This window comes from Chelatococcus sambhunathii (genome assembly GCF_001418005.1).
GTDB lineage: Bacteria > Pseudomonadota > Alphaproteobacteria > Rhizobiales > Beijerinckiaceae > Chelatococcus_A > Chelatococcus_A sambhunathii.
In genome coordinates this window covers 166,659-193,455 of record NZ_LIOL01000006.1, presented here as the reverse complement: position 1 = coordinate 193,455, position 26,797 = coordinate 166,659, and the positions used below count along the sequence as shown (strand labels likewise).

23 protein-coding genes are annotated in these 26,797 nt (G+C 68.2%); 11 read left to right on the top strand and 12 right to left on the bottom strand.

All coding sequences use genetic code 11. The features are described 5' to 3' along the window. Positions 1–93 precede the first annotated feature (93 nt). Genes ASC46_RS13440 through ASC46_RS13430 form a run of 3 tightly spaced genes read right to left on the bottom strand, consistent with a single transcriptional unit; the run spans position 94 to position 6,987 of the window. Positions 94–1,494: an MFS transporter gene (locus ASC46_RS13440; RefSeq protein ID WP_055459808.1), complete on the bottom strand. Its 1,401-nt coding sequence runs from the start codon at positions 1,492–1,494 to the stop codon at positions 94–96. Then, entirely contained in the window at positions 1,494–2,174 is a 681-nt protein-coding gene (gene bluB / locus ASC46_RS13435; protein ID WP_245280547.1) for a 5,6-dimethylbenzimidazole synthase, read from the bottom strand. Before bluB ends, ASC46_RS13440 begins: the two co-directional genes overlap by 1 nt. Further along, positions 2,155–6,987 carry an NAD-glutamate dehydrogenase gene (locus ASC46_RS13430; protein WP_425349146.1) on the bottom strand — a complete coding sequence of 1,611 codons (4,833 nt, stop codon included), beginning with the start codon at positions 6,985–6,987 and terminating at the stop codon, positions 2,155–2,157. Before ASC46_RS13430 ends, bluB begins: the two co-directional genes overlap by 20 nt. A 143-nt stretch (positions 6,988–7,130) precedes the next feature. Here ASC46_RS13430 and ASC46_RS13425 point away from each other — a divergent pair, with 143 nt between their 5' ends. Beyond that, complete coding sequence (locus ASC46_RS13425; protein WP_425349141.1) at positions 7,131–7,739, top strand: peroxidase-related enzyme; 609 nt, start codon at positions 7,131–7,133, stop codon at positions 7,737–7,739. Positions 7,740–8,152: 413 nt separating this feature from the next. Next, positions 8,153–8,602, top strand: coding sequence for a DUF2794 domain-containing protein (locus ASC46_RS13420; protein WP_186438016.1), 450 nt, complete (start codon positions 8,153–8,155; stop codon positions 8,600–8,602). Between the two features lie 88 nt (positions 8,603–8,690). On the opposite strand, the gene ASC46_RS13415 is transcribed toward ASC46_RS13420, so the two are convergent. The 3 genes from ASC46_RS13415 to ASC46_RS13405 form a co-directional block, all read right to left on the bottom strand. Continuing rightward, on the bottom strand, positions 8,691–9,476 hold the full coding sequence (locus ASC46_RS13415; RefSeq protein ID WP_055459806.1) for a Bax inhibitor-1/YccA family protein: 786 nt from the start codon (positions 9,474–9,476) through the stop codon (positions 8,691–8,693). Positions 9,477–9,656: 180 nt separating this feature from the next. Continuing rightward, entirely contained in the window at positions 9,657–12,236 is a 2,580-nt protein-coding gene (locus tag ASC46_RS13410; protein WP_055459923.1) for an ABC transporter permease, read from the bottom strand. A gap of 8 nt (positions 12,237–12,244) precedes the next feature. Beyond that, positions 12,245–12,964, bottom strand: a complete 720-nt coding sequence (locus ASC46_RS13405) for an ABC transporter ATP-binding protein (RefSeq protein ID WP_055459805.1) — start codon at positions 12,962–12,964, stop codon at positions 12,245–12,247. Between the two features lie 61 nt (positions 12,965–13,025). Here ASC46_RS13405 and ASC46_RS13400 point away from each other — a divergent pair, with 61 nt between their 5' ends. From ASC46_RS13400 to thpR, 3 genes are all read left to right on the top strand, one after another. After that, positions 13,026–13,676: an arylesterase gene (locus ASC46_RS13400; RefSeq protein ID WP_055459804.1), complete on the top strand. Its 651-nt coding sequence runs from the start codon at positions 13,026–13,028 to the stop codon at positions 13,674–13,676. Between the two features lie 64 nt (positions 13,677–13,740). Then, positions 13,741–14,787, top strand: coding sequence for an aldo/keto reductase (locus ASC46_RS13395; protein WP_055459803.1), 1,047 nt, complete (start codon positions 13,741–13,743; stop codon positions 14,785–14,787). A 196-nt stretch (positions 14,788–14,983) separates the two neighbouring features. Next, on the top strand, positions 14,984–15,559 hold the full coding sequence (thpR, locus tag ASC46_RS13390) for an RNA 2',3'-cyclic phosphodiesterase (protein ID WP_055459922.1): 576 nt from the start codon (positions 14,984–14,986) through the stop codon (positions 15,557–15,559). Here thpR and ASC46_RS13385 read toward each other — a convergent pair whose 3' ends face one another. Both ASC46_RS13385 and ASC46_RS13380 read right to left on the bottom strand, forming a co-directional pair. Continuing rightward, complete coding sequence (locus ASC46_RS13385) at positions 15,560–16,594, bottom strand: HWE histidine kinase domain-containing protein (protein ID WP_055459802.1); 1,035 nt, start codon at positions 16,592–16,594, stop codon at positions 15,560–15,562. A 154-nt stretch (positions 16,595–16,748) separates the two neighbouring features. Further along, positions 16,749–17,534 (bottom strand): SDR family NAD(P)-dependent oxidoreductase, encoded by a 786-nt coding sequence (locus ASC46_RS13380; RefSeq protein WP_055459801.1) that lies wholly within the window; start codon positions 17,532–17,534, stop codon positions 16,749–16,751. A 243-nt stretch (positions 17,535–17,777) separates the two neighbouring features. On the opposite strand from ASC46_RS13380, the gene ASC46_RS13375 reads away from it, so the two are divergent. The 5 genes from ASC46_RS13375 to ASC46_RS21285 all read left to right on the top strand — a co-directional run bounded on the left by ASC46_RS13375 (position 17,778) and on the right by ASC46_RS21285 (position 21,332). Further along, positions 17,778–18,149: a YkvA family protein gene (locus ASC46_RS13375; RefSeq protein ID WP_425349140.1), complete on the top strand. Its 372-nt coding sequence runs from the start codon at positions 17,778–17,780 to the stop codon at positions 18,147–18,149. A 144-nt stretch (positions 18,150–18,293) separates the two neighbouring features. After that, positions 18,294–18,842, top strand: a complete 549-nt coding sequence (locus ASC46_RS13370) for an invasion associated locus B family protein (protein WP_072249502.1) — start codon at positions 18,294–18,296, stop codon at positions 18,840–18,842. A gap of 203 nt (positions 18,843–19,045) precedes the next feature. Next, on the top strand, positions 19,046–20,230 hold the full coding sequence (gene rlmN / locus ASC46_RS13365; RefSeq protein WP_425349145.1) for a dual-specificity RNA methyltransferase RlmN: 1,185 nt from the start codon (positions 19,046–19,048) through the stop codon (positions 20,228–20,230). Positions 20,231–20,239: 9 nt separating this feature from the next. Further along, a complete protein-coding gene (locus ASC46_RS21290) occupies positions 20,240–20,722 on the top strand; it encodes a hypothetical protein (protein WP_055459799.1) in 483 nt (160 codons plus the stop codon). Between the two features lie 31 nt (positions 20,723–20,753). After that, on the top strand, positions 20,754–21,332 hold the full coding sequence (locus ASC46_RS21285) for a LemA family protein (protein ID WP_055459798.1): 579 nt from the start codon (positions 20,754–20,756) through the stop codon (positions 21,330–21,332). A gap of 17 nt (positions 21,333–21,349) precedes the next feature. On the opposite strand, the gene ASC46_RS13350 is transcribed toward ASC46_RS21285, so the two are convergent. Continuing rightward, complete coding sequence (locus ASC46_RS13350) at positions 21,350–21,991, bottom strand: LysE family translocator (RefSeq protein WP_055459797.1); 642 nt, start codon at positions 21,989–21,991, stop codon at positions 21,350–21,352. Positions 21,992–22,105: 114 nt separating this feature from the next. On the opposite strand from ASC46_RS13350, the gene ggt reads away from it, so the two are divergent. Further along, complete coding sequence (gene ggt / locus ASC46_RS13345; RefSeq protein WP_055459796.1) at positions 22,106–23,869, top strand: gamma-glutamyltransferase; 1,764 nt, start codon at positions 22,106–22,108, stop codon at positions 23,867–23,869. A 12-nt stretch (positions 23,870–23,881) separates the two neighbouring features. Here ggt and ASC46_RS13340 read toward each other — a convergent pair whose 3' ends face one another. The 3 genes from ASC46_RS13340 to ASC46_RS13330 all read right to left on the bottom strand — a co-directional run bounded on the left by ASC46_RS13340 (position 23,882) and on the right by ASC46_RS13330 (position 26,788). Next, positions 23,882–24,682: a DUF1223 domain-containing protein gene (locus tag ASC46_RS13340; protein ID WP_055459919.1), complete on the bottom strand. Its 801-nt coding sequence runs from the start codon at positions 24,680–24,682 to the stop codon at positions 23,882–23,884. Between the two features lie 92 nt (positions 24,683–24,774). Next, positions 24,775–25,701, bottom strand: coding sequence for a lipid A biosynthesis lauroyl acyltransferase (locus ASC46_RS13335; RefSeq protein ID WP_276199864.1), 927 nt, complete (start codon positions 25,699–25,701; stop codon positions 24,775–24,777). Between the two features lie 64 nt (positions 25,702–25,765). Beyond that, entirely contained in the window at positions 25,766–26,788 is a 1,023-nt protein-coding gene (locus ASC46_RS13330; protein ID WP_055459795.1) for a zinc-binding dehydrogenase, read from the bottom strand. Positions 26,789–26,797: the final 9 nt, after the last annotated feature.

The following is a 26,797-nucleotide window of genomic DNA, read 5'->3' as shown; positions in this document are numbered from 1 at the left end:
TCTTTTCGCGAACGTCGGCGGCGATTGAAGCCTCACGGCGATGAACGGCTTCTTGCCGGAAACCGGCTTTCGGCCACGAGGGTGAACGGCCGGTTACGTCCGCTGGTTGACGCCGGCGAGGATCACGGCCCCCGAGCCGAAGAAGAGGACGAGAACCGCGAGCCCTGCTGTCTGCGTGCCGCTCGCCTGCGTGGCGACGGCGACCATGGTCGGCGCAAGGAAGGACGTGACCTTGCCCGACAGGGCGAAGAGGCCGAAGAACTCGCCGGCCCGGCCTTCCGGCGCGAGGCGCACGAGGAGGCTGCGCGACGCGGCCTGCATGGGTCCCGCGACGAGGCCGATGAGGAGCCCGAGCCCGAGATAGACCTTCTCAGGCAGGCTGGCATAGAGCCCATCCGCCGGCTGCGGTGGCTCCGCCGGCACGATGAAGAGGACGCGGTCGCTCGATAGCGAGAGGATACCGATGCAGCAGGTGATGAGGACGCCGAGCGCGCCGAGGATGACCGGCTTCGAGCCGATGGCGTCGTCGAGGCGCCCGCCGACGAAGGCGCCGATGGTGCCGGTGATCGTCAGCAGGATGCCGAAGATGCCGATTTCGATGGTGCCCCAGCCGAAGACGCCGGCCGCATAGATGCCGCCAAAGGCGAACAGGGCCACCAGCCCGTCCTGGTAGACCATGTTGGCAAGGAGGAAGCGCATCACCGCGCCGTGCCGCCGCGCGTGGGCAATGGTGTTGGCGAGCGCGCGCACACCCCGTCCGGCCGCTTCGCGAAGGGAGGCTCCCGTCGCCGGTACGTCCGGCGTCAGCAGGAACATGGGCATGACGAAGACGACGAACCACAGCGCGGTCAGCGGCCCTGCCGCCCGGTCCCCTGCGGCGGTCACAGGATCGAGGCCAAAGAGTGGGACGAGGCCCATGAGCGTGCGCCCGGTTTCTGGGCTTCCGGCGAGCAAGCCGAGCGTGACGACGAGCGAGATGAGCCCGCCGACATAGCCGGTAGCCCAGCCGGTGCCGGACAGGCGCCCGAGCTTCTCCGGCGGGACGAGGCGCGGCATCATGGAATTGTTGAAGACCGTCGCAAATTCCGCCCCGATGGTACCGATGGCGAAGGCGACGAGAGCGAGCGGTACGGCGAAGGGCACGCCCGGCGCGGCCCACCAAAGGGCTGCGCTGGCGAGCGCCATCATGGCGCCGAAGGCGGCGATCCAGGGCTTCTTCGGCCCGCTCGCATCGGCAATCGCCCCAAGCACGGGGGACGCAAGGGCGATGGTGAGCCCCGCAAGGCCCGTCGCATAGCCCCACAGCGCCTGCCCTTCGGCCGGGTTGGCGGCGAGGCGCGCGGCGAAATAGGGCGCGAACACGAAGGTCGTGATCAGCGTGAAGAAGGGCTGGCAGGCCCAGTCGAAGAAGAGCCAGGCGACGACCGAGCGCCGGGGCGGATAGGCCCCGGCAAGGCTCGACTCGGGCGGCGCTACGGTCGTCGCGGCGGTCATCAGCGCTCCAGGATGGTGCTGTCGGGCGCCAGCCGGTCCTGCCAGCCGTGGCGCACGAGCTCGGGATCAAGGTGTTCCTCGCAAGGATAGCCGACGCACAGATAGCCGATGAAGCGCCAGCGTGCCGGCACTTCGAGCGCCGCCGCCAGCTCGCCGGGATCGAGGATCGAGATCCAGCCGACGCCGAGCCCGGCTGTCCGCGCCGCGAGCCAGAAGGTATGGATCGCGGTGACGACGGAATAGTGGAGCGTCTCGGGCATGGTGCGCCGGCCGAGGCCGTGGCCGGTATCGGCGCGCTCGTCGCAGAAGGCGGCGATGTGCACGGGTGCCTCCGCGAGCCCTTCCAGTTTCAGCCGGGTGTAGAGCTGCGCCCGCTCGCCGGCGTAGTCCAGGAGGGCTTCGGCGTTGCAGCGCTCGAAGTTGCTGCGCACCGCCGCGCGCCGGGATGGGTCGTCGACCATGACGAAGCGCCACGGCTGCGCATTGCCGACGGAAGGTGCCTGCGCGGCCAGCGCGAGGAGCGCCCCGATCGTGTCCCTGTCGACGGGCTTCGGGAGGAAACGGCGCACGTCGCGCCGCCAGGCGACGAGTTCTGCGAAGCGGGCGCGAAAGACCGCATCGAACACCGGCGGCGCGGAGCCGCCGACGTCATGATCCGGCTCAGCCACGAGCGAGGTCACCGAGCAGGCTCGCCGCCACCGTCAGCTTCGACAGCGTCAGCCCGGAGGCGGCAATGGTCTCGACGGTGCTGCGGATGCGTGTGACCTCGCTGCCGCGGCGCTCCTCCCAGGCCTCGACGGCTTGCGGTCCCGCGCCGTCGGCGACGATCTCCGCCGTCAGGCGGCGGTGGGCGTCGGACAGGCCGTCGATGGCCCGGTCGAGCGCCAGGCGGTCATAGTAGTCGGCGACCTTGATCTCCCGTCCCTGTGCGGCGAGCGCCCCGAGCCGGAAGATCCCCTCCACGGCGAAATGGGTGGCGGCCACGTCGCGCACCGGCCGACCGGCCAGGGTGGCGACCCGGACGATGTCGGGGCCTTCCGCGAGAACGGGCAGGGCGGCGAGGCGTCCTGCGAGATCCTCAGGCACGTCCTGGGCCACGAGCGCCTCGGCGCGCTCCCTGAGCCCCTCCCGCGCCGAAGCGGGCAGGATGGCGTCGAGACAGGCCGCGATCTCGCCCAGCCCGTCGCGATAGCGCGCAACGACAGCATCGAGATCCTCGCCGGCAAGGTCGACATTGCGGATGAACCAGGCGAGTTGGCCGATCAGCATGTCCTGCAATTCGCCGTAGAGCCTGAGCTGCAGCGCTCCGCTGATCTTGCCGTCGAGGGCGTCGATGGCTGCGTTGAGCTCGGTGAGGCCAAAGGCGTCGCGCGTCGCCGCATAGGCCATGGCAATGGCCGGCGCGTCGGCGCCCGTCTGGTCGGCGAGCTTCGTCACGATGGTCGGCCCGCCGCGGTTGACGATGGCGTTGGCGAGTTGGGTGGCGATGATCTCGCGCCGCAGACGATGGCTTTCCACCGCGTCGGGGAAACGCTCGCGCACCGGTCCGGGCATGTAGCGCGCCAGCTCGCGGGCGAGATAGGGTTCGTCCGGCACGGCGCTGTCGAGCAGGGCATCGTGCAGGGCGAGCTTGGCATAGGCGAGAAGCACGGCAAGTTCGGGCCGTGTCAGGCCCTCGCCACGCTGCTCGCGCTCGGCAAGGCTCGCATCGTCCGGCAGGTTCTCGACCGTGCGGTCGAGCCGGCCATGCTGTTCGAGCACCTGCATCAGGCGGCGCGCAAAGCCGATCTCGCCCGCTCCATGCCGCTCGGCCAGCGAGAGGGCGAGCGTCTGCAGATAGTTGTTGCGCAGCACGAGCGCTCCCACCTCGTCGGTCATCTCGGCGAGAAGGGCGTTGCGCGCCGCGCGCGTCAGGCGGCCGTCGCGCTCGGGCTGGCTGAGCGCGATCTTGATGTTGACCTCGACGTCCGAGGTGTTGACGCCGGCGGAATTGTCGATGGCGTCGGTGTTGAGCCGGACGCCGCGCCGCGCCGCCTCGATGCGTCCGCGCTGGGTGCAGCCGAGATTGGCACCCTCGCCGATGACGCGGGCGCGGATCTCGCCGCCCGTGATGCGGATGGCATCGTTGGCACGGTCGCCGACGTCCTCGCTGTCCTCCTCCTGCGAGCATACGTAGGTGCCGATTCCGCCGAACCAGAGCAGGTCGACGCGGGCCTTGAGAATGGCATTCATCACCTCGCTCGGAGTTGCCGTCTCCTTGTCGAGATCAAGGAGAGCACGCATCTGCGGCGACAGCGGGATGGCCTTGAGAGAACGGGAGAAGACGCCGCCGCCTTCCGAGATCAGGCTCTTGTCGTAGTCCTGCCAGCTCGAGCGCGGCAGGTCGAACAGCCGCTTGCGCTCGGCCCAGGAGACGGCCGGATCGGGATCGGGATCGATGAAGATGTCGCGGTGGTCGAAGGCGGCGACCACCTTGAGCGCCCGCGACAGTAGCATGCCGTTGCCGAAGACGTCGCCCGACATGTCACCGACGCCGACGACCCTGACGGGCTCGCTCTGGATGTCGACATCCATCTCGCGGAAGTGGCGCTTCACAGCTTCCCATGCACCCCGGGCGGTGATGCCCATGCCCTTGTGGTCGTAGCCATGGCTGCCGCCGGAGGCGAAGGCGTCGCCCAGCCAGTGGTGGTGGGCTTCCGAGAGGCCGTTGGCGATGTCGGAAAAAGTGGCCGTGCCCTTGTCGGCGGCAACCACGAGATAGGGGTCGTCGCCGTCGTGGCGTACGGTGTCGGCCGGTGGCACGACGGTTTCGCCGTCGAGATTGTCGGTGAGGTCGAGCAAGGTGCCGACGAAGATCTTGTAGGCCTCCGTGCCTTCGGCGAGCCATGCCTGCCGGTCGCTCGCCGGCGGAAGGCGCTTGGGCACGAAGCCGCCCTTGGCCCCGACCGGTACGATCACGGCGTTCTTCACCTGCTGTGCCTTGACGAGGCCGAGCACCTCGGTGCGGAAGTCCTGCGGCCGGTCGGACCAGCGCAGGCCGCCACGCGCCACCTTGCCGAAGCGCAAGTGCACGCCCTCGACCCGCGGGCTGTAGACGAAGATCTCGTAGAGCGGGCGCGGCAGTGGCAGGCCTTCGACGCGGGCGCATTCGAACTTGAAGGCGATGGGGTCGCGCGTCTGCCCATCCGGCCCCAGTTGGAAGAAGCTGGTTCGGACTGCCGCCTCGATCAGGTTGACGAAGCGGCGCAGGATGCGATCGTCGTCGAGGCTCGTGACCGCGGCCAGCATCTCCTCGATTCTGGTCCGCTCGGCCGCGCAAACCTCGGCGCGCGTCGCCTCGTCGCCGCGCGGGTCGAAGCGAGCGTAGAACAGGCGGATGAGCGCGAGCGCGATCTGCGGCTGGCGCGCGAGCGCGGCGGCGATGTAGTCCTGGTCGTAGGGAACACCGATCTGCTGCATGTAACGGCCGAAGGCGCGCAGCATGGCGACGTCGCGCCAGTTGGCCCCGGCCTCCAGGACAAGCGCATTGAAGCCGTCCGATTCGGCCGCGTCGCGGAAGACGGCCATGAGAGCGGCTTCTAGCGGACGCTGCAGGGCGTCGATGTCGATCGGGCCGCCGGCGCTGCGCTCCAGCGCCATGTCGTGCAGCCATACCTGGGCGCTCTTGGGCTCGCCGTCCGGCAGGACGCGATAGGTGCGCTCGTTGACGACCCGGAAGCCGAACCGCTCCAGCATCGGCACGCGCTGCGACAGGGGCATCGGAGCACCACGGGCGAAAACCTTGAGATTGGCCCGTTCCTCGCCATCGCCCTCACGCCGGTAGAGGTCGACCGCACGCGGCCGCCGGTTCGACAGGCGCTCAAGAATGCCAATATCCTTCAGCACCGCCTCGCCGGCAAAGGCTTCGCGGTAGGCGGCGCTGAAGGCCTCCGCATAGCGCTGCGCTGCGACGCGCGCCTTGTAGCCGCCGACGGTGTTCTCGAGCGCGCTGCGCAAAGCGTCGGCCCAGGTGCGCACGATGGCCGTGATACCGGCTTCCAGGGTTTCGCGGCTGACGTCCGGCGTCTTGCCCTCGTCGCGGCCGATGATGTAGTGCGTGCGCGCCAGCGGGCCTTCCGGATAGCTCGGATAGGCGGCGGAGACGCGCCCCTGGTAGGTGGCGGCGAGGAACTCGCCCACCCGCCGACGCACGGACGTGTCGTAGCGCTCCTTCGGGATGAAGACGAGCACGGAGACGAAACGGTCGAATTCGTCGAGCCGGGCAAGAGCGCGCACGCGCGGGCGCTCGGTCAGGTGCAGGATGTCGAGCGAGAAGCGGTAGAGTGTCTCGATGTCGACCTGGAACAGTTCGTCGCGCGGATAGTCCTCGAGGACGTGCATGAGCGCGCGGCCGGAATAGCTCGCCGGGTCGAAGCCGGCGCGCTGGATGACCTGCGCCACCTTGTGCCTGAGGTAGGGGATGGTACGGGTCGAGCCGGTATAGGCATTGGCCGTGAACAGCCCGACGATGCGCAGCTCGCCGGCGAGCTCGCCCTCTTCCGAGAACAGCTTGACGCCGATGTAGTCGAGATGGGCCCGGCGGTGCACCCGGCTCTTGACATTCGCCTTGGTGATGATGAGCGCCACCGGCCGGGCGAGGAAGGCCGTGATCTCGGGGCTCATGACGACGAGCTCGCGCCCGCGGCGCAGCACGCGCACCTCCGGATCGCGCAGGATGCCGAGCCCGGTGCCCTCGATCGGTGCCGAGCCCGCCGCGTCGCCGCCGGCGAAGCCATATTCCCGGACGCCGAGAATGGTGAAATTGTCCGCCGCGATCCACTCGAGGAAGCGGACCGCCTCTGCGACCTCCTCCGCCGGCAGGGGCGGCGGATTGATCTTGTAGGCCTCGGCGGCGCCGGCGAGGCGCCCCCGCATGGCGCTCCAGTCGCGCACCGCCCGCTCGACGTCGGTGTAGACCGACTCGAGCCCCTGGGTGAGCCTGAGGCGCACCGCCTCGTCGTCGATTCGCGGCAGGTGGATATGGATGAGGCTCTCGCGCCGCGCACCGCGTGGTGCCCCGGCTGCTGCCTCGCCGGCAAAGCGCAGGAAGGCGCCGTCTTCGCCACGCTCCACGGCGAGGATCGGGTGGGTGACGAGATAGGGCTCGTATCCCTGATCGACGATCTCGGCGAGTGTCGAATCGAGGAGGAACGGCATGTTGTCGTTGATGACCTCGACGACCGTGATGTCGCGGCGATGGCCATCGCGCTCGATCTCGTGGTCGATGAGGCGCACGTCATGCCGGCCGGCCGGGCGCGGCTCGGTCAGGTGGCGGTAGGATGCGACGGCAAGGGCGGCGAGGCTTGCCACGGGATAGTCGGCGAGATCCTCGAGGGCGGCACGGCCGATCAGGAGATCGACGAAGCCGGGTGGCAAGACCTCACCCATCGAATCGAGCGCTTCGTCAATGGCTTTTACCAGTCCGGCCCGTTTGTCGGCCGCAGCGAGCTCCATCATCGTCCTCCCGACAGCGTCGAAGCTGCTCATCCTTAGATCATGTCGTGGACAAATGCAGCCTCGCGGCCGACATTCTCGGCATGGCCGGACGCCGCACAGGCAATTGCGGCAGCAGGAAATGCGAAGGAGGAGACGCGCGCATGTCGAAAGTCGACCGGCAGGAGGAAAAGCCCACCCGCCAGGATGTGACACCGGCGCCGACGGCGTTGTCGCTGGCACCGGGGGAATTGTCGCCGTCGATGCAGGCCTATTTCGCAAAATGCGAGGAGAAGCTCGGCTTCGTGCCCAATGTGCTTGCCGCCTATGCGCACGACAATGCCAAGCTGGAGGCTTTCGCCGCCTTCCACAACGACCTGATGCTGGCGCCGTCCGGTCTCAGCAAGCTGGAGCGGGAGATGATCGCCGTCGTCGTTTCGAGCATCAACCGCTGCTACTACTGCCTGACGGCGCACGGGGCAGCGGTGCGCCTGCTCTCGGGGGATCCGGTCCTCGGCGAAATGATGGTGATGAACTACCGCGCGGCGGAGCTCTCCCTGCGCCAGCGGGTGATGCTGGACTTCGCCGCGAAGCTGACAGAACGGTCGCACGAGATCGGCGAGGAGGACCGGCAGGCGCTGCGCGATGCCGGCTTCGACGACAAGGCGATCTGGGACATTGCCGCCGTCGCTTCCTTCTTCAACATGTCGAATCGCATGGCTTCGGCCGTCGACATGCGGCCGAACCGCGAATATCACGCCCAGGCACGCTGAGGGCCTCCGTGCCGAGAGGCTCTCTAGGACCGGGCGTCGCAGCCGAATCGCCTCGCGGCGGGGGCGGGCAAAAGAATAGGGCCGGTGCGGGGACACCGGCCCTAGTTACTCTTACACGGAACCGAGTGGTCCGGCATCTCGTCCACCCCGGGGGGCTGGGGGGCTGACTAGATCCAGGGCGGCGAGCGCCGGACCATCGAGGCAACGTGCTTTTTATCGCCCCGCACTAGGGCGCCTGATTGACGGCTCTGCGGCCAAATTGTGGTTTTTCTTTCAGATTTGCCTGCATCGCTCAGCGATCTGGTTGAGGCCCGCGATGAGGCTTGCGCCGGCCCGGCGGCGGCCGCATCATGACGGATGCATGACGCAGGCAGGCGGCCCGCATGCTCTCCTCGCCGAGCCGGACGGAGGTCATGAGCGAAACGGAGACGAGCGATCCCTCTTCCGATCCCTTTCGCACCGGGGGCGGAGCGGCCATTGTGCCCTTCACCCCGCGGCGAAAGGATGAGGAACCTTCTCCACCGCACGGGCACCACATCTCGTCCCCGGCGCCGCGCGCGGCCAACGTCGTCTCGTTTGATGCGCGCGAGCTCAGGGAGATCCTCAATGTCTACGGGCGGATGGTGGCGCTCGGCGAATGGCGCGACTACGCGCTCGACTTCCTGAAGGACAGGGCGGTGTTCTCGGTCTTTCGCCGAACGAGCGAGGTTCCCCTCTACCGTATCGAGAAGGATCCGCAACTCGCCCGCCGACAGGGCGCCTATAGCGTCATCTCGGCCTCGGGACGCATCCTGAAGCGCGGGCACGATCTTACCCGCGTTCTGCAGGTTCTCGACAAGCCCGTGCGGCTGGTCGCCCGCTAGAGCCGGATCGCCGCGACGCCGAAGCGACCATCAAAAAGAAAGCCCCGACGCGCAGCCGGGGCTTTGTCGCTTGCGACCGTCGCCGCGTTCATTCGCGCGACTGGCCGAAAAGCTGCAGCAGCATGACGAACATGTTGATGAAGTCGAGGTACAGCATCAGCGCGCCGAGAATCGACTTGCGGGCGGCAACGTCGCTCTCGTCGAGCTCGTAGTACATCTCCTTGATGCGCTGCGTGTCCCAGGCGGTCAGGCCGGCGAAGACGAGCACACCCACCACCGAGATGGCGAACTGCAGGGCGCTCGACTGCAGGAACAGGTTGACCAGCATGGCGATGATGAGGCCGAAGAGGCCCATGACCAGGAAGGAGCCCATCGCCGAGAGGTTCTTCTTCGTCGTGTAGCCGTAGAGGCTCAGTGCGCCGAAGGCGGCGGCCGTGATGAAGAACACGCGCACGATGGACGCGCCCGTGAAGACGAGGAAGATCGACGACAGCGACAGGCCGACAAGTCCCGCGTAGACGAGGAACAGTGCCCGCGCCGCACCCGGCTGCATGCTGGCGATGCGGAAGCTGAGAAAGAACACAGCCGCAAGCGGCGCCAGCATCACCACCCACTTCAGCGGGCTTGCGAAGATGGCGTAGCCGAATTGCGTCAGCATGATGCCGCCGCGCATCTGCGCCACGGCTGCCGACGGGTCGTTCGTCACTGCGAGCATGAAGGTGCCCAGGGCAGCAAGACCGGTGACGGCAAGTCCCAGCACCATGTGGTTGTAAACGCCCAGCATGAAGGCCCGCAGGCCCTGGTCGAGCTCTGCGGTCCCGGCCCGGGCGACACCCGTGCCGTAGGCATAGGTGTTGCGGTTCAGATCGGACATTTTTCCCTCTCGAAGCTAAATCACGCCAACGATGCGCGCCGAAGGCCGCACTTGTACCGAAATATGGGCTCAACAGGCCCGCCTTACAAGGCTGATTCGGTGGCCGCGCATGGGAAAGCGGCGCCGGGGAATGCCGCGGGCGGAGGGCTTGGGGACGAACTTCCTCCGCGGCCATGCGCCTCAAAGGTTGCGCAGATAGGGTGCCGGCTTCTGGCCGAGGATGCGCCACGTGCCGGCAAGCCCGAGGCCGATGGTGACGACGATGGCAAGCAGCGCCGCGGCGAGCGCGCCGCCCGGCTCGAAGGTGAATGACAGGCGCATGACGCGCGTCACGATGACATAGGCGCTGATCGTGCCGGCGATGAAGCCGAAGAAGGCGGTCGCGCTGCCGAGCGCACCATATTCGAGGCTGAAGGCGCCTATCAGCCGCGCGCGCGTCGCTCCGAGCGTCTTCAGGACGACGGCATCATGCAGCCGGGCCTGATGGCCGGCGGCCAGCGCTCCGCCGAGGACCAGCAGGCTCGCCGCCAGCGCCACCGAGCTCGCCGCGCGCACGGCGATGGCGAGCTGGCTGACGACGTCGTTGACGGCATCAAGCGCGTCGCGCACGCGCACGCTCGTCACCATTGGGAATTCCTTGGCGAGCGCCCGCATCACCGCACCTTCGTCGACGCGGTTGCCCACCCCGTTCGCGGTGAGCGTGGCAAGATGCGTATGCGGCGCGCCGGCGAAGGTATTGGGCGAGAACACCATGACGAAATTGATGCCGAGCGTGCGCCATTCCACTGTGCGCAGGTTGGCGATCCTGGCCTCGATGTTGCGCCCGAGCACGTTGACGACGAGTCGGTCGCCAACGGTGAGGTCGAGTTCCTGCGCAAGCTCCCGATCGAAGGAGACGAGCGGCTCGCCCGCGTAATCGGCCGGCCACCATTCGCCGGCAACGACGGTCGAGCCCTCGGGTGGCTTTGCGGCATAGGTGAGGCCGCGATCACCTTCCAGCACCCAGGCGGCCTCTTCCGGCGCCTTGTAGTCGCTCGCCCGGATGCCCTTCAGCGAGACGACGCGGCCGCGCATCATGGGCACCCGCTCGACCGTTCCCTGCGGCGCCTCGCGGGCTAGGAAGGCCTCGAAGCGGTCGGCCTCGCCGTTCTGGATGTCGAGGAAGAAGAAGCTCGGCGCCTGGGCTGGCAGGGCGCGCGTCAGCTGTCCGCGGATATTGGCGTCGATCATCGCGAGTGCGACGAGCAGCGTCACGCCGAGGCCGAGCGAGAGGACGAGCGAAGGCGTCAGCGCACCCGGCCGGTGAATATTGCCGAGCGCGAGGCGGGGCGCCGTGCGGCGCGGGCGCGGCAGGCGGCGGGCGAGCGCCATGAGGCCGAGCGCGACCAGCCTCAGCAGCAGGAAGGCACCCGCTGCGGCGGCGATGAAGATGAGCGCGACGCGCCGGTCGTAGGCGAAGACGACGGCGACCGCCACCAGCGCCGCGACGGCAGCGAGGCTCGCGAGCCGGTAGCGCAGGCGCGGCCCCTTCGCGGCAGGATCCACCTCGTCGCGGAACAGGGCCGAGACCGGCACGTCGTGCGCCCGGCCGAGCGGGCCGAGCGCGAAGGCAAGCGCCGTGAGAAAGCCGTAGAGCGCGGCGACGGCGAGTTCGAGCGGGGCGAGCCCCGGCGTCAGCGGCAGGGGTAGCAGGCTTTTGGCCGCATGGGCCACCGCGAAGGGCATCGCCGCGCCGACAGCGAGCCCGATGGCGATGCCGACAGCGGCAATGATCATGACCTGGGTCAGGTACACGGCCACTACCTGTCCGCCCGGCGCGCCGAGGCTCTTCAGCGTGGCGATGGAATGCAGCTTGCGTTCGACAAAGGCGTTCACCGCATTGGCAACGCCAACTCCGCCGACCATGAGGGCGGTGAGGCCGACCAGGGTGAGGAACTGCGTGAAGCGCTCGATGTTGCGGGCGAACTGCGGCGAGGCGTTGTTGCGCGAGCGGATCTGCCAGCCGGCGTCGGGTAGGCGCTGCCGCGCCTCGGCTTCGAGGCGCTCCAGGGCGCGCTCGCCCCCGCTCGCGCCGGGCAACGCCACGCGGTAGGTCCAGCGCACGAGGCTGCCGGGCTGCACGAGGCCGCTCGCCGCGAGCCCCTCCTGCGACATCAGGAGCCGCGGGCCGAAGCCGACGCCGGCCGCGATCTTGTCCGGTTCCGAGACGAGGCGCGCCCGGAGCGCGACGCGGGCGTTGCCGAGGCTGACGACGTCGCCGACCGCAAGGCCGAGGCGATCGAGCAGGACCGGATCGACGAGAGCCCCGTAGGTGCCGTCGCGCTCGGCGAGAAGCTCTTGCACCGATGCGGCCGGCTCGCTCTCCACCGCCCCGATCATCGGATAGGCCCCGTCGACGGCCTTGACCTCGACGAGGGCGGATTCGCCTGTATCCGCGATGGCCATGGCGCGCAGGGTGGCGATGGCGGAGACGCGCCCCGCGCCGTCGAGGAAGGCGCGCTCCTCAAGGCTCGCCTCGCGCTGCACGAGGCTGAAGGCGAGGTCGCCGCCGAGGATACGACGCCCCTCCACGGCGAGGCCTTCGGTCAGACTGCGGGAGACGGAGGAGACGCCCGCGATCGCCGCAACGCCGAGCGCGATGCAGGCGAGGAAGACGCCGAAGCCGCGCAGGCCGCCGCGCAGCTCCCGCAGGGCGAGGCGCGGCACCAGCGGCAGACGTGGAGCGGGGTGTGATGCGGGGGCGCCGACGAAACCGTGCATGGCCATCCTCACGCGCTCACGGGCGCGTCGTCCGGCACGACGGTGCCGGAGCGCAGCCGCACGACACGGTCGCACTGCTCCGCGAGGCCCATGTCGTGCGTGACAAGGACCAGCGTCGCACCCCTGTCGCGCTTGAGCGCGAAGAGAAGGTCGACGATGCCGCGCCCGGTGCGCTCGTCAAGGTTGCCGGTCGGCTCGTCGGCGACGAGGATGGCCGGGTCGGCGACGATGGCGCGGGCGATGGCGACGCGCTGCTGCTCGCCGCCCGAGAGCTGGGATGGATAGTGATGCAGCCGCTCGCCGAGCCCGACGGCCGCAAGCTCCGCCTCGGCCCGGGCGAAGGCGTCGGGCGCATCGGCGAGCTCGAGCGGCAGAGCGACGTTCTCGAGCGCCGTCATGGTTGGCACGAGATGGAAGGACTGGAAGACGATGCCGACGTTGCGGCCGCGGAAGCGGGCGAGCGCGTCTTCGTCGAGCCGGGCGAGATCCTTGCCGGCGACGGTCACGGTGCCGCTGTCCGGCCGCTCGAGCCCGGCCATGGTCATGAGCAGGGTGGACTTGCCGGAGCCTGACGGGCCGACCAGGCCGACGGCCTCGCCGCGCCGCACGCCGAGCGATACCCCTTTGAGGATGTGCACGCGCGCGGCGCCACGTCCGAGGCTCAAATGGACATCCACGAGGGAAATGACCATATCGGCTGGTGGGGCCAGATCCGTCGCGCTGTTCATCAATCGATCCGTAGAGGCTGAGGGGTGGGAGAACACCCCGTCATATGGGACCTTGTCAGGGATGATCAAACGTCTTCGTCGCACCCTGCCGCTCGCTCTCCTTCATGTGATGCTGGTCCTTGCCGCGACCGGTGGCGTGCTTGCCGAGCCGCTGCGTCTCGTCGCCCTCGGCGACAGTCTGACGGCCGGCTACGGCCTGCCGCAGGACGCGGCCTTTCCCGTCGTTCTCGAGAAGGCCCTGCGCGAGCGGGGCATGGAGGTCGAGATCGCTAATGCTGGTGTCTCCGGCGACACCGCATCGGGCGGCCTCGCGCGGCTCGACTGGTCGGTGCCGGAGGGGACCGATGCGGTCATCCTGGCGCTCGGCGCCAACGACATGCTGCGCGGCGTATCGCCCGACGTGACGCGCGAGGCGCTGGAGGCGATCGTCACGCGGCTCAAGGCGCGCAACATCCCCGTGATGCTGGTCGGCATGGTGGCCGCGCCGAACCTCGGCGAGGATTACAGGCGCCGCTTCGATGCCATCTATAAGGATATTGCGGCGCGACACGGCCTTGTGTTCTATCCTTTCTTCCTCGAAGAGGTGGCGGCCATCCCCGGCCTCAACCTTCCAGACGGAATGCACCCCAATGCCGAGGGCGTGAAACGCATCGTCGCGCGCATGCTGCCGACGGTCGTGCGGTTCGTGTCCTCCCTGCCTCCCCGCGGCTGACCGGCCGCTTTCTCTTGCAAGGGCCAGACGCGGCGGCATGGCGCCGCACGATGAGGACTGCCTTATGAACTACCGCAAACTCGGCCGCACCGATCTCATGGTCAGCGAACTGTGCCTCGGCACCATGACCTGGGGCGAGCAGAACACCGAGGCTGAAGGCCATGCGCAGATGGACTATGCCGTCGAGCGCGGCATCAACTTCTTCGACACAGCCGAGCTCTATCCCATTCCCCCCAAGGCCGAGACGCAGGGTGCCACCGAGCGCATCATCGGCTCCTGGTTCAAGGCGCGCGGTAACCGCGACAAGATCATCCTCGCCACCAAGGTGGTCGGCCGCACCGACATGGATTGGTTCCGCGACGGCAGGCGCAAGGGCGAGCTCAACCGCGCGCAGATCGAAGAAGCGGTGAACAAGAGTCTCAAGCGGCTTCAGACCGACTATATCGACCTCTATCAGCTGCACTGGCCGGACCGGGCGGTGACCCAGTTCGGCTCCAACCCGACCATCTTCCGCGCCGCCGAGGGGCCCGAGAACCCGATCGACGAGATTCTCGCCGTGCTCGGGGACCTCGTGAAAGCGGGTAAGGTCCGCCACATCGGCCTCTCCAACGAGAGCGCCTGGGGCACGATGACCTTCCTTCATCACGCAACCGTGAAGGGTCTGCCGCGGGTGCAGTCAATCCAGAACGCCTATTCGCTGGTCAACCGCACCTTCGAGGTCGGCCTCGCCGAGATCGCCATGCGCGAAAACGTCGGCCTTCTCGCTTATTCGCCGCTTGCGCAGGGCTATCTCACCGGCAAGTACCGCGACGGTGCCTTGCCGCCGGGCAGCCGCAAGCAGCTCTTCGACCGGTTGCAGCGCTACGAGAAGCCCGGCGCCGCCGAGGCAATCGACGCCTATGTTACGCTGGCTGCAGAGCTCCGTCTCGATCCGGCCCAGATGGCGATCGCCTTTGCCACCAGCCGCCCCTTTGTCACGTCGACCATCATCGGCGCGACGACGATGGACCAGTTGCGGACCGACATCGATGCGCTCGACGTGACGATCACCGAGGAGGTCGAGGCCCGCATCGATGCGATTCATCAGCGCCAGGGCAATCCCTGTCCCTGAGGCCGAAGCCTCGGAGCCAGCCGACGTGCGCCCGTCGCGCTCTGGACAGGGCCGGGCGGGCGCGCGATCCTTGGACGAGGGAGCGATTCGCCTGGGCCGGCGCTGCCAGCGCCAGACAAGACCCAGCGGGAGGGGGAATCCGGTATCCGTGACGGCTGCCGGTGCCGCGAAGCCTCTGGAACGAGGGAGGATGGCCATGCCTCGTCTGTTCACCGGCCTCGAAGTTCCCGCCGACATAGCCGAAGCGCTCGCGCGCTACCGCGGCGGTCTCTATGGCGCGCGCTGGATCGATGTCGAGAATTATCACATCACGCTGCGCTTCATTGGTGACGTTGATGCCACCACGGCGGCGGACATCTACGATTCCCTTGCCGATATCGACCGGCCGCCGGTCACGGTGACGCTCGATATGCTCGATTCCTTCGGCGGCAGCCGGCCACGGACGATCTTCGCGCGCGTGCGGCCGAACCCCGCGCTGACCGAGTTGCAGGCCGATCACGAGCGCTGCGTGCGCCACGCCGGCCTGCCGCCTGAGCCGCGCAAGTTCACGCCGCACGTCACCCTGGCGCGGCTGCGCGATGCTTCGCCGCTCGATGTGGCGGATTATTTTGCCGGGCAAGGCGCCTTCCGGCCGCTCACCTTCACCGCCGACCGCTTCGTGCTGTTCTCTTCGCGCGCCTCGGTGGGCGGCGGCCCCTACATTGTCGAAGCGGCCTATGCACTCGCGCGCCACCCCTACATGTCGGGCCGTCGCGCGGCAGCTGGCGCCTGATCAGGCGAGGCGGTCGAGCCGGGCCGTCAGTGTCACGACGAGTCCGTCCGGCCGCCACTCGCGCGCGAGGGAGCCGCCCAGCTGGCTGCGCACGGCGCTGCGGGCCAGCACGCTGCCGAAGCCTTCGCCGGCCGCCTCGCCGCCCGACGGGGCGGGGCCTCCCACCTCGCGCCAGGCGAGATGCAGAGTGTCCGCGTCGGTGCGCCAGGAGATGATGACGCGCCCGCCGAACGACGACAGAGCACCGTATTTGGCGGCGTTGGTGGCGAATTCGTGCAGCAACAGGGCGAAGCTGGTCAGCCCGCCGCCGCCCAGGATGACCTCTGGTCCGTCGACGACGATCCGTGGCTCTTCGGCCCGTGGGTCGACGAAGGGCGAGACGATGGTGTCGACAAGGGCGGCAAGGGTCGCGCTGCGCGTCTCTTCGCCGCTGAGGCCGGTGCCCGGCAGCGTCAGCGTGTGGGCCCGCGCCAGCGCTTCAAGCCGACGACGGGCCGCCTCGACGGTTTCCTGAGGCGTCGCGGCGCCGCGCGCGCTGAGACCGACGATACCGCTCGCCAAGGCGAACAGATTCTTGATGCGGTGGTCCATCTCGCGCAACAGCAGTTCCTGCCGCTCGTGCATTCGCCGCTGTTCGGTGATGTCGCGGAAACAGTTGACCGCGCCGACGACAGCGCCGGAGGCATCGCGGATCGGTTCTATGTTGACGAGGACGAAAAGCGTCTCACCGTCCGGGCGGTCGATGAGCACCTCGGCGTCGCTCACGGCCCGGCCGGTCCTCAATGCATTGGCCATCGGACAATGGGCATGGGCGATGGGAGTGCCATCGGGCGCGCGAAGGGCGAGGGAACCGCAGAAACGGTCCTGCGGCGACGGCTCGCGCCCCCACAGCGCCGCCGCGGAGCGGTTGTGGCGCACGATGCAGCCGTCCCTGTCGCAGACGTAAATGGCGACCGGCAGCAGATCGATGAAACGTTGCGACGCTCCGAGGACGTCACAGGCACTGCCGCGCGGCGAAGCGAGGGTCGTGCTCACAGGACCCCGTGCCTGCCGCGTATGATGCCGTTTCCCGTCATGCCGTCTCCTGCTTTGGCGCGGCCGGTCAACGGGGGATGGATTCGTCCGATCGACCGACGCGCGCAACAGACCGTGTCATTGAGGCAGCAATTGGCCGCTCGCGGGAGCACGGCTATTTTGGGGCGAGGCGGATCGCTCCGTCGAGGCGGATGGCCGAGCCGTTGAGCATGTCGTTCTCAATGATGGCGCGCACAAGCGCGGCATATTCCTCCGCCTTGCCCAGCCGCGAGGGGAAGGGCACGCTTGCCTCGAGCGCCTTGCGGTAGTCCTCGGGGACGGAGGCGAACATCGGCGTCTCGAACAGCCCAGGCATGATCGTCATGACGCGGATGCCGAGCGTCGAAAGATCGCGTGCCACCGGCAGCGTCATGCCCATCACGCCGGCCTTCGAGGCCGCATAGGCTGCCTGGCCGATCTGTCCGTCGGTCGCCGCGACCGAGGCCGTGCAGACGATGACGCCGCGTCCGCCGTCGGGGGTGACGGGCGCGAGGCTTGCCATGTCGGCGGCCGCCTTGGCCGTCACAGTGAATGTGCCGACGAGGTTGATGGCCACCGTGCGGGCGAAACTCGCAACATCGTGAGCGACGAACTCCCCGGTGTCGCGCTTCTTTGCCACGGTTCGCTTGCCGGGAGCAATGCCGGCACAGTTGACCACGATCCGTGCAGGCCCGTGCGCGGCTTTCGCCGCTGCGAGCGCGCCATCGACGGACGCCTCGTCGGCCACGTCGGTGCGCACGAAGAGCCCGCCGATCTCCGCTGCCACGGCCCGCCCCCGCTCCTCGTTCAGGTCGAGGATCGCCACCTTCACGCCGGCTGCGGCCAGCATGCGCCCGGTGGCCTCGCCGAGGCCGGAGGCCCCGCCGGTGACCACGGCGGCGGTCGATGCGTCGAACTTCATGCCTTCTCCTCCCTCATGTTCTCTTGCCGGCACTACTGTCGGTGTTCCGATGCTTCCTCAGGGGTTTAGCGCACCTGCAGCCCGGCGCAAACGGTGCCGGCGGTGCGCCGGTGCCAATGCCGATGGTGAAGCGGTCGCGAAACCTTGCGCGGCCAGCTTCCGCAAACCATCTTCTGGCCTTGGTCTTGCGGCACCAGAATCGATGGTGGGCGATGCGACTGTCGCCCTTAAAGGAGGCAGGGAATGGACGAGACGATCGCGCGCCCGCTGACGCGCGAGGAGATGCGGGCCATAAGGCGAGCGGTGCGCGACGAGGAGAGCGTGACGCGCCGTTTCTGGAAGGCTCTGCGTCGTGTCGCCGCAAATACTCCCTTCGCCGAGGATCTCGTCGCCGTCTACTTCTGCGCGATCGACCCGGCGACACCGCGCCGCGTCAAGCTCACCTTGCTCGGCGCGCTCGGCTACTTCATCCTGCCGACCGATGCCGTGGCCGATTTCCTCCCGCTCTTGGGCTTTACTGACGACATGGCGGTGCTTGCTGCCGCGATCGCCATGGCGGCGGGCGCCATCACCGATGATCACAGGCGCCGGGCGCGGGAAATAATCTCTCAATAAAATTCGATTAACGTTTCGGCTTCATGAACGGCTGCGCACCGGGACCGATGCCGGCCGGCGCGATCATAATTTCGCCCCCTTCCGGACGCCTACGAGGCGCCGGGCGGGATGTGTTCCACTCGAACGAGGGAGTGTGACGCTCTGATGATTCGAGGATTTTCGGCGCGGCCCGGCGCGGGCCTTTTCGTGATCGGCGCAGCCGTTGCCGCCCTGGTTGCGAGCCAGCCGGCGGCGGCGCAGGGTGCGGCCGGCGGCCAGGCGACGCTGCTTGCCACCTACGGCGACTGGGGCGCCTATGCCACCGGTCAAGGCAATGCGCGCGTCTGCTACGCCATGACGCAGCCGAAGCAGCGCCTGCCGGCCGGCCTCAACCGTGATCCCGCCTATCTCTTCGTCTCGAAGCGGCCAGCCGAGAACGTGCGCAACGAGGTCAGCTTCGTCATGGGCTTCCCCACGCGCGAGAATGTCGATGCCCGCGCGACTGTGGGCGATACGGCCTTTGCACTTGTTACGAAGGGCGAGAATGCATGGGTCAAGGACCCGGCGCAGGAGAGCCAGGTGATCACGTCCTTCCAGCGTGGCGCCAAGCTGGTCATCAACGTGGAATCGCGCCGCGGCAACAAGCTGACGGACGAATACTCGCTCCAGGGCTTCACGCAGGCGCTGAAACGAGTGAACGACGAGTGCAAATGAGCGGCTCCAGCCGAACGGCTGCGATGAAACGCCTCTGGACGGGTCGGCCCCGCATCGGGTTATCGGCCTCGTTGCCGGCATGAGGTGACGATGACGGCCCCGGCGTGTTATAGCGCCGGGACTTTCTGTTTTGGACCGGACCCATGCAAGTGCCCTCGCAGGAGGCGGCGCTCCGCGCCCCTTCACAACCGCGCCCCGTGGCGATGCCCGTCAAGCCCTCGCTCGTGGGCATGACTCGCCAGGAACTGCGCGACAGCCTCGCCGCGCTCGACATCCCAGCGCGCGAGCTGCGCATGCGCGTCGGCCAGTTGTGGCACTGGATCTACCTGCGCGGTGCCCGCGACTTCGACGTCATGACGACCATCGGCAAGGGCCTGCGCGCGCGGCTCGCCGAGGCCTATACGCTGGCGCGGCCCGAGGTAATCACTGAGCAGGTCTCGCGCGACGGCACGCGCAAATGGCTCATGCGCATGCCCTCGACCAGCCCCTTCGACAAGGGCGCCGAGATCGAGTGCGTCTACATTCCCGAGGTCGACCGCGGCACGCTCTGCGTGTCGAGCCAGGTCGGCTGCACGCTCAATTGCTCCTTCTGCCACACCGGCACGCAGAAGCTCGTCCGCAACCTCACCTCTGCCGAGATCGTCGCCCAGGTGATGGTGGCACGCGACCGGCTCGGCGACTGGCCGGACGAGAACCCGCCCGAGGGCGCCTTCGTGCCGAGCGACGGCGGGCGCTTCGTCACCAACATCGTCCTCATGGGCATGGGCGAGCCGCTCTACAACTTCGACCACGTAAAGGCGGCGATGGACGTCGTCTGTGACAATGAGGGCCTCGGCATCGGCCGCCGCCGCATCACGCTGTCGACCTCCGGTGTCGTGCCGATGATCGCCCGTGCCGGCGAGGAGATCGGCTGCATGCTGGCCATCTCCCTGCACGCCGTGCGCGACGACCTGCGCGACGTGCTGGTGCCGCTCAACAAGAAATACCCGATCGCCACGCTGCTCGAGGCCTGCCGCACCTATCCCGGCGTTTCCAACGCCAAGCGCATCACCTTTGAATATGTGATGCTGAAGGGCGTCAACGACAGCGAGGCGGACGCCCGGGCTCTCGTGCGCCTGCTCAAGGGGATTCCGGCCAAGATCAACCTCATCCCGTTCAATCCCTGGCCGGGCAGCCAGTATGAATGCTCCGACTGGGAGACGATCGAGCGGTTCTCGCAGATCGTGTTCGATGCCGGCTATGCGAGCCCCGTGCGCACGCCGCGCGGCCGCGACATCCTGGCGGCCTGCGGCCAGCTGAAGAGCGAGACGGAAAAGCTGAGGGCCCGCGCCCGCCTGATGCTCGAATCCGGTATCGGCGCCGAGGGCATGTTCTCCGCCGCCGAATAAAGGCCCCTCATGCGCTTTCTCGTCCGGCTCGCTGTCGTCGCTTTCGCGCTCGGGGCAGCCATCACGGCCGGCTTCATCTTCTTGGTCGTCGCCAGCTTCGGCGAGCCCGCCATGCACGAGCTCATCGCCGGCCTCGGCTTTGCCGGCTTCTTCGCACTGTTCGACGCCATCATGAGCGAGGGCGCGCCGGATGTGGCGGCGCTCGCCATCGGTGCCGCGCTGTGGACGATGGCGCTCATGGTGCTCGTCCTGCCTCCGGCGGTCGCGGCTGCGGCCGGCGAGATCGGCGGCTGGCGCTCTTTCGTCTGGTACGGCGGGGCGAGCGGCCTCATCAGCGCCGCCATGCCGTGGGCCGCCGGCGCCGGCCGGGCCGGCGAGGGCGAATTGCGCATCACCTTGCTTCTGTTTCTCACCGGTTCGTTGTCGGGGCTCGTCTATTGGCTCATTGCCGGCCGCACCGCGGGCATCGAGCGCAGCGAGCCTGCGGCATGAGGCCAGCGCGTTTCATGAAGGAGTTCAATCGATGATCTCGCGGCGACTCGCGCTCGTTGCCGGCCTGGCCGTGATTGTGGCGGCCGCTGCCTGGGTGGCTGTCAGCGCCAACAATGCGCCGCATTATGGTGCGGCGGCCCGCGAGGCCTGGCGCGAGGTGGAAGAGCAGTTCCGCGCCCGTGCCGACATGGTGCCCGAAATCATCGCCATGGTGGAAACGGTCAACACCACACAGGGCCCGCTCGTCGAGCGGCTGCGCGAGGCGCAGGCCGCGGTCCTTGCCCTGCGGCCCCAGCCGGAGGCGCCGACGGATCCCGCACGCTTCCGGAGGTTCATGGAGACGCAGGACGACCTCTCCCGGGCGCTCGGCAAGGTCATGGATCTCATGAACCTCTATCCCGACCGGCGCTCCAACCCCGAGATCCGGCGGGTGCTCGATGCGCTGGAAACGCGCGAGAACCGCATTGTGGTCGCCCGCAGCGATTTCGTGAGACTCGCCCGCAACTACAACCTGTCGATCAGCCGCGTTCCCGGCCGCTGGGTGGCGCTCGCCTTTCTCGGGCCGCAGCCGCGTATGGTCGAGACGTTCGATCCGCCGCGCAACGGCTGAACCGTCGGCGCCGTCTGTCAGCGGCCCTGGGTCGCGAGGATCTTCAGGGCGAAGGCGCCAAAGAGACCGGCGAAGGCGAAGTCGAGCCCCCGCATGATGCGCGGGCGGCCCTTGAGAGCGCGAACCACCTTGTCCGCCGCCAGGATGAGCAGCACGGCGAGCGGCAGCGAGAAGGCGATAAAGTAGAGGCCGAGAAAGATAAGCTTGGCCGAGGCGTGCGGGTCGCTGGCCGCAACGAACTGGGGCAGGAAGGTCACGAAGAACAGCACGATCTTCGGATTGGTGAGATTGACGCCGATGCCGAGGAGGAAGGTGCGTGCGAAGGAGGCCGGCGGGCGCGCGCCCGCCTTGACGTTGAGGGCCGAGCCGTTGCGGACGGCATCCACGGCGAGCCAGAGCAGATAAAGGGCGCCGACCACCTTGAGGATGGTGAAGGCAGTCGCCGAGGCCGCGAGAAGGGCTGAGACGCCGAGAGCGGCAAGCAGCGTGTGCACGCAGCAGCCGGTGAGCGCGCCGAGCATGGCCGCGATGCCCGAACGCCGCCCCTCGGCCATCGTCTTGGCAAGGAAAAGGCTCATGTCCGGCCCCGGCGTGACGAACAGCACGAAACAGGCCAGCGAATAGGCGATGAGGACGGCAGGCTCTGGCAGGAACGTCATGCAAAACCTCGTAGGGACAGCGGCTGCAATTTTCCGCTGCGCGCGCCGCATGCGGCATGTTTATCAGCATGCGGACAAGACGCTAACCTCCACTTTCGCATGTGGAGGAGATCCATGACGTCATTCCGCTCCATCCGGCCGCTCCAGGCGCTTCTTGCCGCCGTTTCCATCGCTGTTGCCGCCCCGCTCGCCCTCGCCCAGCAGCCGGTGGCGCCTCCGGCCGGCCAGCCCATCATCTCCGGCCAGGCGCGGCTGCTGCCGGTCATCGCGCCGAACGGCATGGTCTCCTCGCAGGAGGCCGAGGCGACGCGCGTCGGCGTCGAGGTGCTGCGCAAGGGCGGCAACGCTGTCGACGCGGCGGTCGCGGTCGGCTTCGCGCTCGCCGTGACGCTGCCGCGGGCCGGCAATCTTGGCGGCGGCGGCTTCATGCTGGTCCATCTCGCCGAGCGCAACGAGACCGTCGCTATCGACTATCGCGAAAGCGCGCCCGCGGCCGCGCACCGCGACATGTTCCTCGACGAGAAGGGCGAGCCGGACCCGAAGAAGTCGCGCGATTCGGGCCTTGCCGTCGGCGTGCCGGGCACAGTCATGGGCCTAGCCCACGCGCTCGAGAAATATGGCTCGGGCAAGTTCACCCTGGTCGATCTCGTCGCCCCGGCCGAGCGCCTGGCGCGCGAGGGCATCGCGGTAGAGGACGACCTTGCCGATTCGCTGCCGCAGGCTTCGGCCCGTCTCGGTCGCGACCCGGCGACGGCCGCCATCTTCCTGAAGGACGGGCGCCCCTTCCAGAGAGGTGAGCGCCTCGTGCAGCGCGACCTCGCCGACACGCTCGCAGCCATTGCCAACGGAGGGCCGGATGCCTTCTACCGCGGCCCCGTGGCCGAGAAGATCGCCGCCTCCGTCAAGGCCGCGGGCGGCGTCATGACGGTGGAGGATCTCGCCCGCTATCGCGTCATCGAGCGCAAGCCCGTGCGTGGCACCTATCGCGGCCACGAGGTGGTGTCGATGCCGCCGCCGAGCTCGGGTGGCGTGCATCTCGTCCAGATCCTCAACATCCTCGAGGGCTTCGATCTTGCTGCGATGGGCGCCGGCAGTGCCGACGCGCTGCACGTCATGGCCGAGGCGATGAAGCCGGCCTATGCCGACCGGGCGGCCTGGCTCGGCGATCCCGACCGCGTCGACGTGCCGCTCCGGGGCCTCACCTCGAAGCTCTATGCCGACAGCCTGCGCGTCGCGCTCGACAAGGACCGCGCCCGCCGCGCCGAGGAGGTCAAGGCCGGTGATCCCCTGCCGCACGAAAGCGACCAGACGACGCATTTCTCGGTGGTCGACAAGGACGGCAATGCGGTCGCCAACACCTATACCCTCAACTTCTCCTATGGCGCCGCCTTCGTCGCCGCCGGCACCGGCGTGCTGATGAACAACGAGATGGACGATTTTGCCGCCAAGGTCGGGGCGCTGAACGCCTACGGTCTCGTCGGCGGTGAGACGAACAGCGTCGCGCCGGGTGCGCGCCCGCTCTCCTCGATGACGCCAACCTTCCTGTTCAAGGACGGCAAGCTCGTGCTCGTCACCGGCAGCCCGGGGGGCAGCCGCATCATCACCACGGTGCTGCAGGTGATCGTCAATGTGGTCGACTTTGGCATGAACATCGCCGAGGCGGTGGTCGCACCGCGCATCCATCACCAGTGGCAGCCAGACCGGTTGCTCGCCGAGGGCGGCCTTTCTCCCGACACGCTCAAGATCCTCGCCGCACGCGGCCAGAAGATCACTGTCGGCGCCACCTCGGGCTCGGCCAATTCTATCATGGTCACGCCGGAGGGGCTCGCCGGGGCGTCCGACACACGCCAGCGCGGCACGCTCGCGGCTGGATACTGACGGACGCCGCAGTCACAGGCCCGGGCTCTTGGCCGCGCCGAGGATCGGCCCCGGCACCTTGCCGGTGCCGCGCTGCAGGATGAGCACGTAGCCGTCGCATCCGTCCGGGCGGGCGATGTCCTGCGGCAGCATGAAGGTGGCCTCGCGCCCATACCACTTGCCCACCTTCATGATGCCGCGCACCACGTTGGTATAGATCACCTGCCGGCCGGTGTTCTCGCCGCGGCCAATCTTCACGCGCTCCCGGCGCTTCACCGGCATCAGCCACAGCACGCCCTTCGGCGGGCCCTTCTCTGCCTCGTCGTCAGCTGCCGCGGCGCCAGCCTGTACGACATCATTAATCCCTTGGGGCGCCGCTGCCACGGAGACGTGCACCGTCGCCCCATCCGACGAGAGGGTGAGCGGCACGCTCATGGCGCCGGCCTGTTTCTCGGCAGCGAGCGCGGCCTCGACTGCCTTGCGGTCCGAGCCGATGGCATGGCGCAGCCCGTCGATGACCATTTGCGGTGTATAGACCTGCCGGTCGCCCCGCTGTTCTGCATAGCCGCGCTGCCGCGCAGTGTAGGACGCGCTTGCGAGCGTGTCCTTCCAGCCGAGATAGTCCCAGTAATCCACCGGCAGCGTCAGGGCAACGACACCCGGCTCACCCGCGAGTTCGCCAAGCAGTGCATCGGCCGGCGGGCACGAGGAGCAGCCCTGGCTGGTGAACAGCTCGACTACACTATGGATCGCCTGCTCGGCCCGGGCACGCTCCCAGCTGACGGCCGCGAGAACCATGGTTGCGAGGACGAGGCTGGCGGCCCAGCGCTTCATGAACACCGATCCCTTTTCCGAAGGGTCACAATGAAGCGCAAGCCGTGCCGTCGCGAAAGTCACTTTGCCTTGATCATGGGCGACGCTGGGCATCATCGCGCCGGAACCCGCCAGCGCCTGTGCATCCACAGCCACTGCTCCGGGTGCTCCCGCACCCAGCCTTCGACCACCGCCGTCATGACGGCCATGGCGCCCTCGACGTCGATTTCGCCTTTGGCGTCGCGCGGCAGATCGATGGGCGGTGTCAGCTCCAGGCGAAAGCGCAGGCCGGGGAGGCGGATCACCCGCACGCCATGCACCGGGCAGTCGAAGCGCCTGGCGAACTTGGCGAGGATCGGGTTGGTCTTGGCCGGGCGGCCGAAGAAGGGCACCGTGACGCCGCGGGTGAAGTGCTGGTCAATCAGCATGCCGAGATGGCCGCCGCGCTCGAGCACGCTCTGCATGGCGAAGGCCGCCCCCTGCCGCGCCGCCTCGAGCCCGCCCATGGTGCCGCTGCGTACCTCGTGCACCACGCGCGCGACAGCCGGCGTGTTGGGGGCGCGGAAGACCGCCGTCGCGTCGAGCCCATAGCGGGCGGCGCAGATGGCCGGCAGCTCCCAGTTGGCAAGATGGGCGGAGAAGATGATGCCCGGCTTGCCGTCGTCGCGCAGGGCCTCGAAATGCTCGATGCCGTCCACCTCCACCCGGGCGTCGGCCTTCGGGTTGAAATGGTCGTAGTCGAAGAGGACGTCGAGATGGGCATATTCGGCGCCCGTACGGCCGAGATTCTCCCATGCACCGCGCACGATGGCGCGGATTTCGTGTTCGCTCTTTTCAGGAAAGGCCGCGCGCGCATTGGCAAGCCCGATGCGGTGCACGGGCAGGAGAGGACCAATGGTTCGGGCGACGGCGCCGCCGAGATTGCTCGCCCGCTCGGGCCCGAGGAGGCGCAGGACGCCGAAGACGGCCCGCACGAGGCCCACCATCACGACCTCGGCGACGGCGAGCCCAGCGCGCTTGAGCGTTGAAGCCGGCCTCACGCGCCAGCCCCTTCGCCTGCCCTCAACCGGATCGATGCCATGCGCCGCGCTTTCGGCCACATCGTCAGAAGCGCACCAGGATCTTGCCGAAGACCTTGCGGCTCTCGAGCCGCTCCAGCCCCTGTGCGAAATGCTCGAGCGGGAAGACGGTGTCGATCACCGGCGTGAGGCCCGACGCCATTTTGTCGAGCGATTCGCGGATGTTGCGCATCGAGCAGCCGAAGGACCCGAAGATGCGATACTGCTGCTGGAAGAGCTGCATCAGGTTCATGGTCGTCGACACGCCCGAGGTTGAGCCGCAGGTGACGAGCCGGCCGCCGCGCTTGAGGCAGAGCAGCGAGCCGTTCCACGTGTCCGCGCCCACATGCTCGAAGACGACGTCGACGCCCTTGCGCTTGGTGAGGCGCCTGACCTCGCCCTCGAAGCGCTCGTTGCGGTAGTTGATGACGTGATCGGCCCCGAGCGCCTTCGCCTTCTCGCCCTTCTCGTCGTCGCCGACGGTGGTGTAGACCGTGCAGCCGATGGCCTTCGCCATCTTGATGGCGGCGGTGCCGATGCCCGAGCCGCCGGCGTGCACCAGCACGCTCTCGCCCGGCTCCAGCCGCGCATTGTCGAACAGCATGTGCTGCACGGTGCCGAAGGCGATCGGCGCGCAGGCCGCGTCCTCGAACGAGACCTCGTCCGGCACTTTCACCACGAGCCGCTGCGGCATGTTGACGAAATCGCAGGCAAAGCCGTCGACATGGAAGCCCATGATGCCGCCGACGTTCTCGCACAGGTTGTCGCGGCCCTCGACACAGGCCCGGCAGATACCGCAGGTGCGCGCGCCGTACAGGGCGACCTTGTCGCCGACGTCGACATGCGTCACGTCCTCGCCGATGGCGACGACTGCGCCGGCGGCCTCGGCTCCGACGACGAGCGGCATCTTGCGCTTGGCGAAGGCCATGCCGCGGAAACCCCACACGTCAATGTGGTTGAGCCCGACGGCATGGACGCGGACCTGCACCTCGCCGGGGCCGGGATGGGGCGGGTTCTCCATCTCCTCCAGCCTCAGGTCGCGGTCGCCGTGGAGCCTTAATGCGCGCATGAGCCTCGC

Bases quoted from the DNA above. Each gene is read 5' to 3' on its own strand.
- ASC46_RS13440 (WP_055459808.1), bottom strand. From the start codon at position 1,494: ATGACCGCCGCGACGACCGTAGCGCCGCCCGAGTCGAGCCTTGCCGGG.
- ASC46_RS13430 (WP_425349146.1), bottom strand. From the start codon at position 6,987: ATGGAGCTCGCTGCGGCCGACAAACGGGCCGGACTGGTAAAAGCCATT.
- ASC46_RS13425 (WP_425349141.1), top strand. From the start codon at position 7,131: ATGTCGAAAGTCGACCGGCAGGAGGAAAAGCCCACCCGCCAGGATGTG.
- ASC46_RS13420 (WP_186438016.1), top strand. From the start codon at position 8,153: ATGAGCGAAACGGAGACGAGCGATCCCTCTTCCGATCCCTTTCGCACC.
- ASC46_RS13415 (WP_055459806.1), bottom strand. From the start codon at position 9,476: ATGTCCGATCTGAACCGCAACACCTATGCCTACGGCACGGGTGTCGCC.
- ASC46_RS13410 (WP_055459923.1), bottom strand. From the start codon at position 12,236: ATGCACGGTTTCGTCGGCGCCCCCGCATCACACCCCGCTCCACGTCTG.
- ASC46_RS13405 (WP_055459805.1), bottom strand. From the start codon at position 12,964: ATGAACAGCGCGACGGATCTGGCCCCACCAGCCGATATGGTCATTTCC.
- ASC46_RS13400 (WP_055459804.1), top strand. From the start codon at position 13,026: ATGATCAAACGTCTTCGTCGCACCCTGCCGCTCGCTCTCCTTCATGTG.
- ASC46_RS13395 (WP_055459803.1), top strand. From the start codon at position 13,741: ATGAACTACCGCAAACTCGGCCGCACCGATCTCATGGTCAGCGAACTG.
- thpR (WP_055459922.1), top strand. From the start codon at position 14,984: ATGCCTCGTCTGTTCACCGGCCTCGAAGTTCCCGCCGACATAGCCGAA.
- ASC46_RS13380 (WP_055459801.1), bottom strand. From the start codon at position 17,534: ATGAAGTTCGACGCATCGACCGCCGCCGTGGTCACCGGCGGGGCCTCC.
- ASC46_RS13375 (WP_425349140.1), top strand. From the start codon at position 17,778: ATGGACGAGACGATCGCGCGCCCGCTGACGCGCGAGGAGATGCGGGCC.
- ASC46_RS13370 (WP_072249502.1), top strand. From the start codon at position 18,294: ATGATTCGAGGATTTTCGGCGCGGCCCGGCGCGGGCCTTTTCGTGATC.
- rlmN (WP_425349145.1), top strand. From the start codon at position 19,046: ATGCCCGTCAAGCCCTCGCTCGTGGGCATGACTCGCCAGGAACTGCGC.
- ASC46_RS21290 (WP_055459799.1), top strand. From the start codon at position 20,240: ATGCGCTTTCTCGTCCGGCTCGCTGTCGTCGCTTTCGCGCTCGGGGCA.
- ASC46_RS21285 (WP_055459798.1), top strand. From the start codon at position 20,754: ATGATCTCGCGGCGACTCGCGCTCGTTGCCGGCCTGGCCGTGATTGTG.
- ASC46_RS13350 (WP_055459797.1), bottom strand. From the start codon at position 21,991: ATGACGTTCCTGCCAGAGCCTGCCGTCCTCATCGCCTATTCGCTGGCC.
- ggt (WP_055459796.1), top strand. From the start codon at position 22,106: ATGACGTCATTCCGCTCCATCCGGCCGCTCCAGGCGCTTCTTGCCGCC.
- ASC46_RS13340 (WP_055459919.1), bottom strand. From the start codon at position 24,682: ATGAAGCGCTGGGCCGCCAGCCTCGTCCTCGCAACCATGGTTCTCGCG.
- ASC46_RS13330 (WP_055459795.1), bottom strand. From the start codon at position 26,788: ATGCGCGCATTAAGGCTCCACGGCGACCGCGACCTGAGGCTGGAGGAG.